At 66.2% G+C, this 14,673-nt stretch carries 12 protein-coding genes; 8 read left to right on the top strand and 4 right to left on the bottom strand.

Annotation, left to right across the window (positions count from 1 at the left end):
* Positions 1-87: 87 nt before the first annotated feature.
* Genes AB4Y67_RS14720 through AB4Y67_RS14710 form a run of 3 tightly spaced genes read right to left on the bottom strand, consistent with a single transcriptional unit; the run spans position 88 to position 2,932 of the window.
* Complete coding sequence (locus AB4Y67_RS14720) at positions 88-870, bottom strand: spermidine synthase (RefSeq protein ID WP_441406513.1); 783 nt, start codon at positions 868-870, stop codon at positions 88-90.
* Positions 870-2,078 carry an aminotransferase class I/II-fold pyridoxal phosphate-dependent enzyme gene (locus tag AB4Y67_RS14715; protein ID WP_441406512.1) on the bottom strand — a complete coding sequence of 403 codons (1,209 nt, stop codon included), beginning with the start codon at positions 2,076-2,078 and terminating at the stop codon, positions 870-872. Before AB4Y67_RS14715 ends, AB4Y67_RS14720 begins: the two co-directional genes overlap by 1 nt.
* Positions 2,075-2,932 carry an SDR family NAD(P)-dependent oxidoreductase gene (locus AB4Y67_RS14710; RefSeq protein ID WP_441406511.1) on the bottom strand — a complete coding sequence of 286 codons (858 nt, stop codon included), beginning with the start codon at positions 2,930-2,932 and terminating at the stop codon, positions 2,075-2,077. The genes AB4Y67_RS14715 and AB4Y67_RS14710 overlap by 4 nt, the downstream gene beginning before the upstream one ends.
* A gap of 48 nt (positions 2,933-2,980) precedes the next feature.
* On the opposite strand from AB4Y67_RS14710, the gene coaD reads away from it, so the two are divergent.
* The 8 genes from coaD (at position 2,981) to AB4Y67_RS14670 (ending at position 9,370) form a co-directional block, all read left to right on the top strand.
* The gene (coaD, locus tag AB4Y67_RS14705; RefSeq protein WP_441406510.1) at positions 2,981-3,466 is read left to right on the top strand and encodes a pantetheine-phosphate adenylyltransferase; all 486 of its coding nucleotides are present in this window, start codon (positions 2,981-2,983) and stop codon (positions 3,464-3,466) included.
* A gap of 188 nt (positions 3,467-3,654) precedes the next feature.
* The gene (locus AB4Y67_RS14700; protein WP_441406509.1) at positions 3,655-4,179 is read left to right on the top strand and encodes a YceD family protein; all 525 of its coding nucleotides are present in this window, start codon (positions 3,655-3,657) and stop codon (positions 4,177-4,179) included.
* A gap of 36 nt (positions 4,180-4,215) precedes the next feature.
* Positions 4,216-4,419 carry a 50S ribosomal protein L32 gene (gene rpmF / locus AB4Y67_RS14695; RefSeq protein ID WP_009356569.1) on the top strand — a complete coding sequence of 68 codons (204 nt, stop codon included), beginning with the start codon at positions 4,216-4,218 and terminating at the stop codon, positions 4,417-4,419.
* 21 nt (positions 4,420-4,440) lie between these two features.
* Positions 4,441-5,202: a ribonuclease III gene (gene rnc / locus AB4Y67_RS14690; protein WP_441406508.1), complete on the top strand. Its 762-nt coding sequence runs from the start codon at positions 4,441-4,443 to the stop codon at positions 5,200-5,202.
* 9 nt (positions 5,203-5,211) lie between these two features.
* A complete protein-coding gene (gene mutM / locus AB4Y67_RS14685) occupies positions 5,212-6,183 on the top strand; it encodes a bifunctional DNA-formamidopyrimidine glycosylase/DNA-(apurinic or apyrimidinic site) lyase (protein ID WP_441406507.1) in 972 nt (323 codons plus the stop codon).
* Positions 6,184-6,313: 130 nt separating this feature from the next.
* Positions 6,314-7,018, top strand: a complete 705-nt coding sequence (locus AB4Y67_RS14680; protein ID WP_441406506.1) for a hypothetical protein — start codon at positions 6,314-6,316, stop codon at positions 7,016-7,018.
* Between the two features lie 4 nt (positions 7,019-7,022).
* Positions 7,023-8,345: an MFS transporter gene (locus tag AB4Y67_RS14675; RefSeq protein WP_441406505.1), complete on the top strand. Its 1,323-nt coding sequence runs from the start codon at positions 7,023-7,025 to the stop codon at positions 8,343-8,345.
* Positions 8,342-9,370 carry a TolB family protein gene (locus AB4Y67_RS14670; protein ID WP_441406504.1) on the top strand — a complete coding sequence of 343 codons (1,029 nt, stop codon included), beginning with the start codon at positions 8,342-8,344 and terminating at the stop codon, positions 9,368-9,370. Before AB4Y67_RS14675 ends, AB4Y67_RS14670 begins: the two co-directional genes overlap by 4 nt.
* 226 nt (positions 9,371-9,596) lie before the next feature.
* Here the strand turns inward: AB4Y67_RS14670 and AB4Y67_RS14665 are convergent, their stop codons facing one another.
* Complete coding sequence (locus AB4Y67_RS14665) at positions 9,597-14,354, bottom strand: DUF4082 domain-containing protein (RefSeq protein ID WP_441406503.1); 4,758 nt, start codon at positions 14,352-14,354, stop codon at positions 9,597-9,599.
* Between the last annotated feature and the right edge of the window lie 319 nt (positions 14,355-14,673).

Raw genomic sequence — 14,673 nt, 5'->3', positions numbered from 1 at the left:
CGGCGGATGGACATATTCCGGTTATGTCCGGTCCTGGGCGCGAGGACTGGACATGTCCTCCCTGGGGGAGCAGCCCGGCCACCCCGACTACCCGGTGAGGGCATCCAGCGCGACGCCGGACAGCACCTTCGCAGGGTGCGGCCCGCGGGCGGTCAGCGCCGCAGTCCACATCTCCGGCCACGGCCCCTGCGTCCCGGTCAGGATGATGTTGCCGGGATACCTGCCGGTGAACATGCCCGCTTCGGCGAAGGCGCCGACGTCGGCCATCGCCCGGCGCAGCGCGGCCACCTGGCTCCGCACCAGGGTGAGTCCCGGCTCGTCGCCCACATTGACGATCAGCACCCCGCGGGGACTGAGTTTCGCCGCGGCCTCAAGGTAGAACTCCGTGCGCGCGATGTGCTCCGGCGCCTCCGGTCCGGAGAAGATATCCAGGATCACGACGTCGAAGCGCAGCTCCGGCGGCAGCTCGGCCAGGGCGTCCCGCGCGTCGCCGATGAGAGTGTGCAGCTCGGTGCCGCCGGGCAGGGGGAGTTGCTGCAGTACGAAGTCCAGCAGCTCCCGTTCCAGCTCAACGGCGTACTGCACGGACCCCGGCCGTGTGGCCTGGATATAGCGGGCCAGCGTCAGGGCTCCGGCCCCGAGATGGAGGGCCGTGATGGGTTCGCCCCACGGCGCCGCGAGATCCACCACGTGGCCGATCCGGCGCAGGTACTCGTAGAAGATGTCCGAGGGGTCCGAGAGATTGACGTGGGACTGTTCCGCCCCGCCAATGCTGAGCACAAAACCGCCCTCGGTGAAGGCATCGGGCTCGATCGTGGCGTGCTGGCCCGTGGTGCGCAGGAAGCGGGAGGCTGCTGGTGTGTCCGTCATCAGAGGATGTCGCGGAGTGTCGCGAGCCGTTCGGCGGCCTCCTGCAGGACGTCAATCCTCTTACAGAATGCGAACCGCATCAGGCTCCGGGTGCGTTCGGCGCCTTCCGGATGGCAAAACACGGACACAGGGATGGCTGCGACGCCCACGAGCGCGGGCAGCCGGCGGGCCAGGTCCAGTGCGTCGGTGATGCCCAGGGGCGCGGTGTCCACGTTCACGAAATACGTCCCCTGAGGGGTGTACACGTCCAGCCCGGCGGCGCGCAGGCCCTCGCTGAGGATGTCGCGTTTGAGCTGGAGGGTGTCGGCGATGCCGGCGTAGAACTCGTCCGGCAGGGCGAGGCCCGCCGCGATGGCGCTCTGGAACGGGGTGCCGGAGCTGTAGCTCAGGAACTGCTTGACGGTGCGGGCGGCCGAGACCAGGTGCTCCGGGCCGCAGAGCCAGCCGATCTTCCAGCCGGTAAAAGAGAAGGTCTTCCCGGCGGAGGAGATGGTCAGGGTGCGCTCCGCTGCGCCTGGCAGGGTGGCCACCGGGATGTGGCGGACACCGAACGTGAGGTGTTCGTAGACCTCGTCGCTGATGATCACAGCGTCGTGCCGGGCGGCGAGCTCGACGACGCGTTCCAGCACCCCGCGGGGGAACACAGCGCCGGTGGGGTTGTGCGGGTTGTTGAGCAGCACCACCTTGGTGCGGCTGCTGAACGCCGCTTCGAGGGCGTCCAGGTCCGGCAGGAAATCCGGAGCCAGCAGCGGGGCTGTGACGTGGCGGGCGCCGGACAGGCCGATGATCGCGCCGTAGGAGTCGTAGAACGGCTCGAAGGTGATGACCTCATCGCCGGGGCCCACGAGCGCGAGCAGCGAGGCGGCAATGGCCTCAGTGGCGCCGGTGGTGACGATGATCTCCGTCTGCGGATCGGGTTTCAGGCCGTAGAAGCGCTCCTGGTGGAACGAGATGGCCTCGCGCAGCTCCAGGATGCCCTTGCCGGGGGCGTATTGGTTGGCTCCGGCGGCGATGGCGGCCTGCGCGGCAGCCTTGATCTCCACCGGGCCGTCCTCGTCCGGGAAACCCTGGCCCAGGTTGATGGCACCGGTCTGGAGTGCGAGGGTGGTCATCTCCTCGAAGATGGTCACGCCGAGCGTGCCGTCGGGGGAGAGCAGGTTGGCGCCGGTCGCGGTCCGCTGCCAGGGGAACTGCAGGGGGGAGTTCATCGGGTACCCGCCTTCTGGTCCCGCCCGGTGAACTTGTCCATCGTGGAGTAGATCCCGAAGACCTTCCCGCCCACGAAGTCCCAGGCCCGCACGGGCAGGATGCCGCGCAGGACCTTGCCCAGCTGCGCGGTCGCGGGGGCGATCAGTTGCGGCTGTCCGGCGATGGTGGCCCGCCAGGCCCGGTCCACGGCGTCCTCCGGAGTCATCAGGGGAGTCAGCAGCGGGCCGCGGGCGCCGTCGAAGATGCCGGTGGAGATGTAGCTGGGGCAGAACGTCGTGACCTTGAGGTGGCCATAGCCCTGCTGTTCGAGTTCCAGCCGCAGCGAGTCGCTCCAGCCGATCACGGCCCACTTGGAGGCCGCGTAGACGCTCATCCTCGGGTTGGACACGGTACCGGCGGCGGAAGCGATGTTCAGGATCCGGCGCGGCCGGCCGGCGTCGGCCATCATGTCCGGGAGGAACGCGTGGGTGACGTACATCGGCGCCAGCGCGTTGACGTCCATGGTCAGGGCGATGTCACGCTCCGGGCTGTGGTCCCAGAAGAGCGCGCCGCGGACGATTCCGGCGTTGTTGACCAGCAGCGTCAGTGGACCTTCCGCCCTGCTCTCGGACGCGGCCTCGGCAATCGCCGTGCGGTCGGCGAGGTCCACCTGCCGGACGACGGCGCGCGCCCCGAGGGCGGTGACCTCGGCGGCGGTCTTCGCCAGAGCGTCCGCGTCGACGTCCCAGAGAATCACGACGCCGGCGCCCTCGCGGGCCGCTCGCAGGGCGTACAGGCGGCCCATGCCCATGGCGGCTCCCGTCACGAGGACCACGTCCCCGGACACGGCGAAGGGAATGTTCGATGCTGACATCCCGCCATGTTATCCCGGCCCGCGGCACCAATACGGTAGGTTCGGAGCATGAGACGCGCCGTATGCCCTGGCTCCTTTGACCCCATCCACAACGGCCACCTGGAAGTCATTGCCAGGGCCGCTGGCCTCTTTGACGAGGTCATCGTGGGCGTCTCCACGAATTACGCCAAAAAATACCGTTTCACGCTCGAAGAGCGGATCGACATGGCCAAGGAAACCCTGGCCTCCCTGCAGGGAATCGTGGTGGAACCGGTGGGGGAGGGACTCCTCGCCGAGTACTGCCGCCGGCGGGGAGTGTCCGCGATCGTCAAGGGCCTCCGTTCCTCCTCCGACTTCGACTATGAACTGCCGATGGCGACGATGAACCGGCAGCTCACCGGCGTCGAGACAGTCTTCCTGCCCGCCGAAAGCCACTACCTGCACTTGTCCTCGACCCTGATTAAGGAAGTGTTCACGCTCGGCGGCAATGTGTCCGAGTTTGTGCCCCGTTCGGTGCTGAAACGGCTGCACTCGGGCGGGCCGGTCCAGGACTAGCCGCGCAGAGGGTAAGCTTGATCGGTACTCGGCGGCCTGCTGCCGGTTGCGCGGCCCGTTTCGGGGCTGGACTGCGGTGTGAACCGCAGGCGTGCCCCGGTTTGAGTCCGCCCGGAAGATCAGGCTAAGATAGTACGTCGGTCATATGTTCAACAGGAGTTCTCATTAAACGAGATGCTAGTTCGCCCTTGGCGTTCGACGTCAAGGACCTCGGACGCAGTCCGGGAAGCATGCGGACGCTGACGGAACATGTACCCGCACCGGGTGATCTTGGTGTGGCACTCATTGGCGTGCAGGAAGGCTCGGATGTCGAGCTGGATCTGCGGCTGGAGGCCGTACACGAAGGAATTTTGGTATCAGGTACCGCGAACGTCGGAGTAACCGGCGAGTGCGGCCGATGCCTGGATCCCCTTGCGTATGACCTTGAGGTCAATGTGCAAGAACTTTTCTTCTACGAGGACGCTGAGTTCTCGGATGAAGAAGACGAAGAAGAGCAACGTCGAGTCGAGCACGATCTAATCGATCTTGAGCCGGTGTTGCGGGACGCAGTTGTAACCATGCTGCCGTTCCAGCCGGTGTGCCGGGAAGACTGCCAGGGCCTTTGCTCCGAATGTGGAGTTCGCCTGGAAGACGAGCCGGGGCATCACCACGAGGTTGTAGATCCTCGCTGGGCTGCCCTAGCTGACTTGGCTAAGCCTGACCGGCAAAACTGATTTGTAAGTGTTGGACTAGAGAGAAATGAGTTAGCCGTGGCTGTCCCGAAGCGGAAAATGTCTCGCTCGAATACCCGCGCCCGCCGCTCCCAGTGGAAGGCAACTGCCCCCCACCTGGTGAAGACTGTCGAGAACGGCCAGGTCACGTACAGCCTGCCGCACCAGGCAAAGGTCGTTACCGACTCGGCTGGCACCGCGCTGTTCCTTGAATACAAGGGCCGCAAGGTCGCAGACGTCTAATCCGCCAACTGGCTGACTAAGATGTCTTCAACTGAAGAGCTTCTGAAGCGTCTCGGTGTCACTATTGACGCCGGGACGCTTCGTCTTGCGCTCACACACCGTTCCTACGCCTACGAAAACGGCGGCATCCCCACCAACGAACGGCTCGAGTTCCTGGGCGACTCCATTCTGGGGTTCTCGGTAACCGACGCGCTGTACCGTGACAACCCCACCCTGCCCGAGGGGGAGCTGGCCAAGCGCCGCTCCGCCGTCGTCAGCACCCGGGCCCTCGCGGGCATTGGCCGCAGCATCGGTCTTGGTGAGTACATCTACCTCGGCCAGGGCGAAAAGCTCACCGAAGGCAAAAACAAGGCGTCCATCCTCGCAGACACCATGGAGGCGCTGATCGGTGCCACCTATATCTCCAACGACATCGAGACGGCACGCCAGCTGGTCATGCGCCTGATCGGGCCGCTGCTGAAGGATGCTGCCGCGCTTGGCGCCGGCACCGACTGGAAGACGAGCATCCAGGAGCTGGCGGCGAGCCGTCAGCTCGGGACGATCAATTACGCCGTGGAGGGCTCCGGGCCGGACCACGCCCGGACCTTCGAAGCGATCCTGCGCATCGGCGGCAACGACTACGGCACCGGCTCGGGCAACTCCAAGAAGGAAGCCGAGCAGGAAGCTGCCGCGGATGCGTGGCGCAGGCTGTCGGCGCCGTCGACTGTTGCTCCGGATGCTGCCGCGCCGGCCGAAGCGGCTGCGCCCGGCGCGCAGCAGCTGCAGTCCCAGACCGGCGCCTAGGCGCACACCGTGCCTGAACTGCCCGAGGTCGAAGTTGTCCGCCGCGGCCTGGTGAGCTGGGTGCGGGGCCGGACCATCACCGCTGTTGAGGTGGTGGATCCGCGCTCCGTCCGCCGGCACGCGCTTGGCCCTGAGGACTTCGCCGGCAACCTTGAGGGGGCCCGTGTTCTGGACGTGGTCCGGCGCGGAAAATTCCTCTGGATGCCGCTGACGGACACCCCCGCGGCTGGTTCCGGGAACGGTGCAGCCGAATCCTCCACGCCCGCGGTGGCGCTTATGGCGCACCTGGGCATGTCCGGGCAGCTGCTGATGCAGGACGCGGGTGTGCCGGACGAGAAGCACCTGAAAGTCCGCCTGCGCCTCAGCCCCGCTGACGGCATGCCGGGGCAGCTCCGGTTCGTTGACCAGCGGATCTTCGGCGGGCTCTTTCTCACCTCGCTGATCCCCACGTCCGACGGCGGTCCCGGCGGTCTCGCTGAAACGCCCCTGCCGCTTATTGCCGAGGAAGCCTCGCACATCGCGCGGGACCCGCTGGACCCCTGCTTCTCCTTCGATGAGTTCTACCGCCGTCTCCGGACCCGCAAGACAGGCCTCAAACGCGCCCTCCTGGACCAGGGCCTCGTCTCTGGAATCGGCAACATCTACGCGGACGAGGCGCTGTGGAAGGCGCGGCTGCACTTCGCCCGGCCCACGGACACCCTCAGGCGGGCTGAAGCCGAGCGGGTCCTCGACGCCGCGCGCGAGGTCATGACCGACGCCCTCGCGGCCGGAGGCACCAGCTTCGACTCGCTGTACGTCAACGTCAATGGCGCGTCCGGCTACTTCGACCGCTCCCTCAACGCCTACGGCCGGGAGGGCAAGGAATGCCGTCGCTGCGCCGAGGCAGGCCTTGTCAGTATCCTCCGGCGTGACCAGTTCATGAACCGTTCTTCCTACACGTGCCCGGTCTGCCAGCCCCGGCCGCGGAACGGACGCTGGTAGCGGACGCCCGGAAAACAAGTAGTACTACTCTTACGCTCCCAACATCGCGCTGAAAGACTGTGGCGATGGGTGCTAGGGGAATTACAACCATGGTCTTAGTCAAGGCTTTCGTCCGGGCCGGGAACAGCCGGTGAAAGCCAGGCGTCTCGTCATCGCGGGTGTCGGCGTGGCGGCGATCCTGGGAGGCACCGCCGTCGTGCTGGACCAGATGACGGCCGGAGAGCCTTCGGCGTCGCATGCTCCGGCGCCGGCAGGCAGCAGTCCGCCGCCCGCCGGCTCCACCCCGGATCCAGGCACGACTGACGCAGCGGCTCCGGGAGCGGCCCCAGCAGGGGCCGGCGATGGTGCGCCCAGCCCGACCGGCGGTTCCACCGATGGTTCGGCCGCCGTCCCTCTGGGCCGTGAAGTCCTTCCGCCGGTGAGCGCGACTCCTACCGGGCTGCCCATGCCCTCGCCGCCCGCGCCGCTCATCAGCGCGCCCTTGCCGGCGGCGGCATCCGCCCAAGGCAAAATCGTGGACGGGTTTCCCGTGGACGCCCTCCGGTTTCCGGAGGGAACAGTGGTGGTCTCGACGTCGGTCTCCCCAGCCGAGGGAACCCTGCAGGTGGCCGCCGACGCGATCGCCGGCTTGAGCCAGGACTCGGTGGCGGGGCACTTCCAGCAGGTCCTGGGCGGCGCGGGGTTCTGGTCTGAACCCGTGCCTGCCGCGGCCGGAGAACGGGCGCTGCGGTTCAGCCGGGGTGCCGATTCGGTGACCCTCACGGCCTCAACCACGGGCACGGGCGGCACACGGTTCATGCTCCTGGGAAATCTGCACACGGCGGCAGGGGGGTAGCGCCATGTACATCTCCATGTCGGACCGCAACGGCGGCAAAAGGGACCTGCAGGCGTTGGAGCCGGGTGCGGTCGAACCCCTGAAAAGGCCCTTTCGTCTCTCGCCGGTGATTATCTGGCTGGGCGTGGTGAGCATGCTCACCGACGTCTCGTCCGAATCCGTGTCCGCCATCCTGCCCCTGTACATCACCGGGTTCCTCGGCCTGTCCACCATTGCGTTCGGATTTCTCGACGGAATCAACCAGGGCGCGAGCGCCATTGTCCGGATGGCTGCGGGCTATGCTTCCGACCGCATCGGGCGCCCCAAAGGCGTGGCGGTCGCAGGGTACGGCCTCTCCATGCTGGCCCGGATCGGCCTCCTGTTCGCCGGCGGATTCTGGGCCCTGACCGCCGTCGTCACGGCAGACCGCATTGGCAAGGGCATCCGCACAGCCCCCCGCGACGCGTTGATCGCGGTGTCAGCCCAGCCTGAATATCTGGCGCGGCACTTCGGAGTGCACCGGATGCTGGACAATATCGGGGCTGCGGGCGGTCCGCTGCTGGCCTTCCTTATCCTCATGCTGATCCCCAACGGGTACGGCACCGTGTTTGTTGTGTCCCTGGCCTTCGCCGTCATCGGTGTGGCCGTGCTGACTCTCCTGGTGCCGAACCTGAGAACCCGTCGGACTGACAGGGCGGGCAGGGGCGCGGGGGAGCCGGACAGCGTGCGGCCGGACAGCAAAACCCGGCCGGCGTGGGGATTCCGCTGGCGCCTGCTGCGTGAGCCGGGACTTGGCCGGCTCTTGGTTGCCGCCGGAATTCTGGGCCTGCTGACGGTGGGGGACGGCTTCATCTACCTGGTGCTCCAGGACCGGGACTCCTTCGCCGTGCAGTGGTTTCCCCTGCTCTACGTGGGCACGAATGTGGTGTTCCTGCTCCTCGCCATTCCGCTGGGCCGCCTCGCGGACCGCTGGGGGAAGGCGAGGGTCTTTATCATCGGGCACGTCGCCCTCCTGGCCTGCTACCTGCTGGCCGCGGCGCCGATCGGGGGATTCGGGCCGACCGTTGCCTGCCTGGTTCTGCTCGGTGCCTTCTACGCCGCGACCGACGGCGTGCTGTCGGCGCTGGCGAGCCAACTGACACCGCCGGACAAACTTGCCACCGGGCTTGGCGCCGCCCAGACGGTGGTGGCGCTCAGCCGGATGGCCGCCTCCGTGGGCTTTGGTGTCCTGTGGTTCGCGCTGGGTCCCGCCGTTGCGATGGTGGTGGTGGGCACCTGCCTTGCCGCCGGCGTCGTGGCGTCCTGGTATATCCTGCGTGGCGGCATGCTGCTGAGGCCGGCAACTTGACCCCCGCCGGGAGCAGGGTGCGCTGGGGGATTCTGCTGGTCATCACGGCACTGGTCATCGCCGCCGCCGGAGCCTACGCCGCGACCGCGTTCGGTCGCTTCCAGGAGAGCAAGGCGGCGGTATCGACGGCACGGGTGGCATCCGGCGCCGCCGTGCTGACGAAGGCCTCAGTCATTTTCCGCAATACCGCGCCAGGCCAGGGCTACGGAACAATCGGCACCGTCCCGCTGTCCGACCCCGCCGGTGCGCGGTCTTTGGCGGCGGTGGCCTGCGACAGGGTGTACGGCACGCTGCAGAACATCGTCTGCCTGAAGACCAACCGCGGCCTCGTGACCAGCTTCGAAGCGGTCCTGCTGAACGCGGAATGGCAGCCGACCAGGAGCTGGGCCCTGCCGGGCATTCCCAGCCGGACACGCATGAGCCCGGACGGCTCCCTGGTATCCACCACGGTGTTTGTCTCGGGACACGCCTACGGTACTGCGGGCTTCTCCACCGAGACGTCCGTTACCGGGGCGCAGGGCGGCGGCGGAACCGGGAACCTGGAGGACTTCGCGCTGATGGTCAACGGCACCCGGATCACGGCGGCGGACCGCAACATCTGGGGTGTGACCTTCGCTCCGGGCGATAGCGACACGTTCTACGCGACTGCGGCATCATCGGGCCGCATCTGGCTGGTCAAGGGGAGCATGTCGGCGCGCACGCTCACGGCAATCCACGACGGCGTGGAGTGCCCTTCGCTTTCTCCCGACGGCACCCGGATCGCGTACAAGAAGAACACCGGGGGAACACTGACCCCGCATTGGCGTGTCGCGTTCCTGGACCTGGCCACCGGGCAGGAAACCGTACTGTCCGAGCCGCGCAGCATGGACGACCAGGTCGAATGGTTGGACAACCAGACCCTGCTCTACGGGGTCGCCCGCGACGGCGCCGCCGGTGACAGCGATATCTGGCAGATCAACGCGGATCCGGCGTCCCGCCCCTCCCTCTACATCGAGCACGCCTGGTCCCCGTCAGTGGTGCGCTGACCGGTTACCACCCGCCGACTGCTCCATAACTGCCGTTTTCAAGCCTCAGAAGGGCAGTTAGGGAGCAGCGGATGCAGGAGAACAAGGCAACACGGCCGCCTCAAGGAGCGCTCCAGGGGGAACGGCGACGCGCTCAGGGCCCGTAGCCCACATCGCTGAGCCCCGCGCCCGGCCTGAGTCGCTGCCTGGGCCTGGCGAAGGGCAGTTGTGGAGCAATCGATGGAGGTCAGGGGGATGCGGGTGCGAAGACGACGTCGACGAAGTAATTGGTGGCGTTCCAGGAGTTCGACGGCATAGAACCGCCGGACCCGTACTGGTACCGGCCGTTGTTCGGGCCTGGCGCCGACAGGATGCCATTGATCCACGGTTCCGAGAAGAACGCCGGGGTGTAGGCATAGTTGCCATTCGGAGCCAGGTACGACACCACGTAGGTCTGACCCGGTTCCAGCGCGACGGGGGCCGGGAACGTGGCTGTTTGCCAGCCGGTGGCTGTCTCGTCCGAGAAACTCACCTGTGCCAATCGCTCCCCGGCGGCATTCCACAGCGAACCGACATGTGTTCCGGTGTTCCCCTGGCCCTTGTAGAACCTCACGCCCGTCGCACTGCCAGCCGTTGACACTGAGAAGGCGGTGCCGAGCTCAATCGAGGAAGTGTCCCCGGACGCGGCGGGTACCGCCGGCAGCAGCGGGCCGAACAGCGACTGCTCCGGGCCGGTGGGGTCGGAAGTGGTGAACTGCCAACTGAGCGGCGCCAGCTCGGCGCCTTCGACCGAGACGACATGACTGACGCTGGCGGAAATCACCGTGGCCGCTGGCAGTGGCTGTGCCGGCAAGAATGTGATCGTCCTGGCGTCCTCCGAAAGGGTGGAAGTGCCGGCGACGCCGGCACCATTGGCTGACAGTTCAAACGTGAAGCCTGGCTGGATAGACGCCGACAACGTCACCGTCGGTTTCGATGTCAGCGGGAGGCCGACGGAGTCTGCCGCCGGCAGCTGGGATGTCACGTTGACTGGCGGCACCGACACGACGAAGTCCACGTCCACGAGGTAACTGGAGGTCCAAGAATGCGACGGAAAGTCGCCGTGGTAGTTGAATGCCCCGGAGTCGGAGGTGGTGCGCAGCGGTCCGGTAGTGCCTCCGGAACCAAAACCGGCCGGCGTCGCCGAGTAGATCCCGGCTGGAGTGCGGTAGGCGGCCACGTAATCGGTGTTCGCTGCGATGTCCACGGGCTGGCTGAATGAAGCGGTCTGCCAGCCGGACGTGGATTCATCGGTGAAGGTGACTGCCGCCAACTGTTGGCCGGAGGCGGTATATAGGGCCCCGGTGTGGGGTCCGGTGTTGCCCGCGGATTTGTAGTAGCGGATGCCCGTGATCTGGCCGGGCGAAGTGGTGGAGAACCGTACGCCGAGCGTCAGGGGCACCCCTTCATTGAATTCCAGGACGCCGGGAGTCACGGTGTCCTGGTACAGCGAGCACGGGCAGACGCCGTCGGGCCGAGGGGGTGGAACGGTTGTGAAGGTCCACGTACCGCCGGCGCTGAGCGGTTGTCCCGTCGTCGACGTCGCCGCCACTGTCGCTGTGTACCTTGTCGCGGGGCTCAGTGGGGCCGCCGGTGTGAAGGCGACCCTGCCTGTCGGCGGGTCATAAGTGGCCGAACCTGGAACATCGACAGAGCCGGGACCGGTCAAGGTCACTGCCACACTGGAGCCCGCCGCGGCTTTGGACAACACCGCGGAGACAGTGGAGTCCAAGGCGACGCTCGACGAGCCGGGAAGCGGCGTCTGCTCGCCGGCCACCAACGGCAGATCAGGATACTGGACCACCACGTCAACAAGGTAGCTGGTGCTGGAACGGTCACCGGCGAAATCTTGCCTGTAGGAGTACGCACCTGCGGCGGACGGGGTTCTCAGATTCCCGACACTGAGTCCGGACGCTAAGCCATTCGCTGTCGCGGAGTATGTTCCGGTAATGCTCTTGTAGGCCACGATGTACTCAGTGTTCGCCGCCATGGCAACGGGCTGATTGAAGTTGGCCGTCTGCCAGCCGGACGTACTCTCATTTGCGAAAGTGACACTGGCGAGCTGTTGTCCGGACGCGGTGTACAGGGTGCCGGTGTGAGTGCCGCTATTGCCGGCAGACTTGTAGAAACGGACGCCGGTGACGGTCCCGGCGGTAGTGCTGGAGAAACGGACTCCCAGAGTCAGTGGCACACCTTCCCGGACCTCCTGGATCCCCGGGACGACGGAGTCATCATAAAGGCTGCAGGGGCAACTGCCTGGCACCAGCGGCGAGACAACCGTTGTAAAGGACCACGTGGCGCCGCTTGTCACGGAGCCGCCGCTCTGGTCCGTGGCGCTGAGCGTAGCGGTGTAATTAGTGCCCGTTTCCAAATCGGCTGCGGGGGTGAAGGTGAGCTTTCGCGTTGTGTTGTCGTAGGCGGTGGTTCCCGCGACCGCCGTCCCGGTTTCCGCCATCGTCAACTTGAGGGTCGGAGCCGTGACGGTCTTGGAGAAGACAGCACCCACCGTTGTGGCCTGCGGGACGCTCGATGAGCCGTCCATCGGCCACTGTCCGGATGCGGTCAGGTCCGACGTGTCGACGGTGTCGAACAGGGCATCGACGAAGTAGTTGCCGTTCTGGTAACTGTTTGTCGGAAACGAACCCGCTACCCCGTACACACCGGCCTGAGGGCTCCCAAACCCACCGGCAACGGTCAAGGGCGGGTCGGTCAGGCCAGAGCTGGCCCATTGGTAGTTTTCGCTGGCGTAGTGGCCGCCGGGAGCGGTGTACGAGACGACGTATTGCTGCCCGGCGGTGACTTCAACCGGCTGGCTGAAGAGTACTTGCTGCCAGCCGGACGCCGTTTCCGAAGTGAACGTGGCTGTTGCCAGTCGCTGCCCGGTGGCATTCCACAGCGAACCGGTGTGAGTTCCGGTATTCGCGGCGCTCTTGTAGAAGCGGGCTCCAGTGATGAAGCCGCCGACGCTGGGAGTGACTTTCAAGCCAAGCTCATAGGCCCCTCCATCCTGGGAATCAGGGGCATCCGGCACCTGCTGGCCGAAGACCGAGTACGGTCCGGTGAGCTGGAGGTTGCGGGTGAGGGGAGTGCCGATATTGGCGCTGTCATCCACGGCGCGCACCTTGATGCTGGCCGTGGCGAGGCCGTTCTGAATATAGGTGTAAGTCCAGGTTTGCCTGCCTTGGGCAGGATGCCAGCTGCTTCCGCCGTCGGTCGAGACTTCGACTCCGGCCACGATGCCGCCGACGTCGCTGGCCGTTCCGGACACTGTGACGGACGTGCCGTGCGGAATCGTGGCTCCCTCGGCCGGAGACGACATCGCCACGGTCGGACCTGCCGTATCGCTGCTGGCTGACGCTGCCTTAAGCGCGGTGTCACGGGTGGCGGGCTGGGCACCCATGTCTGCCAAAAGATTGATCTGCGCCTGCTGCATCCGCGGATCCGCGGGCGCACCGTCCCCGTCATGCTCCTGGTCCAGGCCCCACGTCCACTGCACGGTACCCGCGGAAAAGACCAGCGCCCCGCTGGGGGCGCGGTACATGGTCATGTGGTGGGTGGTGGTCCCCTCCTGTACCGTGTTCCCGAAATCCGCCAGATACTGCGGTGTTGGCCCTGTAGTGGTGGACAGGCGGATCAGCCCCGCGGGCCTGAACCCGTTGTCCACATCCTCATTGGATTCGTATCCCACTGTGTGCGGCGCCAATTCCGCGGAGTTCCCCGCGGCGAGCGTCGCGAGGGTGGTGTTGCGCCAGAGACGTGACTTTCCCTCGGCGGCGCTAACAGTGATGGGCAAATCCGTAAAATTGGACATGTACATCGTGCCAGTCAAAGCGTTCTCGGGCCGGCCGCCGCCGTTGGCTTGGGCGGCGAACCGTGGATCGCGCCACGTACCGGTCCACTCCGTGCTGGGGTCAATCTTGCCGTAGGCCCAGGTCTCCTTATAGGACGTGATGGTGCGGCCCGCCGCTCCATCGACAGGCGAAGGCTCCATCCGTGTCCGCCAGTACATTTCGTTGCCGGAGAGAAACTGCAGGTTCACGCCCGCGTCGCGTGCTGCCTCCACATTGGCCCGCTGGGCGCCGGACCAATATTCGTCGTGGCCCACGGAGAGGAAGACCTTGTGGTTGAGGAGCTGGGCTCCGTTCCGGTCAGTGTCCACCCCGCTGATGTAGCTGACGTCGTAGCCGTTCTTCTCCAGGAAACGGACCAAGGGGTACTCGTTGCTGAAGAAAAAGTCGCGGCCGTCTATGCCGTCCCGTGTACTGACGGGACGGTTGTAGCTGATCTTGTAGGCCCGGCCGTTCTGGGCGCCGTGGTAGAAATCGGAGCCGCCATAGCCGTTGTAGGCCTGCCAGGACGTGTCGGAAGTCTGGAAGACAACGTTGGAATGGCTGCCGTCCGAGCGGACCACAAACGTGATGTGGCTCTGGTTGCCGTTGTCCGGCCGGGTCAGCAAGGCAGTGTAGACCCCGGAGACCGCCGTCGCGGGGACCTGCCAGGTCGCGGACACCGCCCACGTCCCGCAGTCGTAGAGTTCCGTGGTGACGTCGGAGAGGCACTGCGGCTGGGTCTGCCGGAAGGCCGACGGCGTGACGTCGGCAATCTTGCGGGCGCCGAGGCCCTGGTACCAGCCGGTCCGGTAGATGCGGATGGTGTAGCTGGGCGCGGTGGTGTCCACCTTGAACTTGATGGGCTGACCCGCGTTGACACTGATCTCGGTCGAAAACCCCTGGATGTCCGCATCGCCGGCGCCGGTTATGTCCCATTCCTCAGGTGGCGCTCCGGGTTTGGAGTTTTCGCAGGCCACGGCGTTCAGGACCGGCGCGCAGGGATCCGCGGCGCTCGCAGTCGGCAGCAGTGCGGGCGCGGCGGCGACCGGCAAGAGCGCTGCAACAAGGGCGACCGTCAGGGGAAGGACGACTCGGCGGAGAGCTTTCAGCGTGCGACCGGCTGAAGATACGGACATGTGAACTCCTGAGTGAGTACGCGGTGGCGGTATCGGGCCGGAACGTGATGTACCGCCCTGTGCCGCACCCCCCCGGGGCAGCGAACCAAGTTTTCAGTTGTCCCTACACTGAGTTGCCAGCCACACGTCCCCTAAGCCAGTGGCGGAACGCGGAACTGCGTTCTCCCACGTCGGGACGGCGTGAGCCCGCCGGCCCGAGTTGTCTGGCAACTCTTCCCGCCAGCCTATGTTTGGGCTCGGAAGCGCCGCAAAGGATTTCCTTGGGAAAAGCCTAAATCCGCTGAATTTGGCGTGATGGCGGTAGATTTGGGGCAGGAAC

Source organism: Arthrobacter sp. YAF17 (assembly GCF_052113365.1).
Taxonomy (GTDB): Bacteria; Actinomycetota; Actinomycetes; order Actinomycetales; family Micrococcaceae; genus Arthrobacter.
Note: the sequence above shows the minus strand (reverse complement) of the source record. Positions and strands in the feature narration are given on the sequence as shown.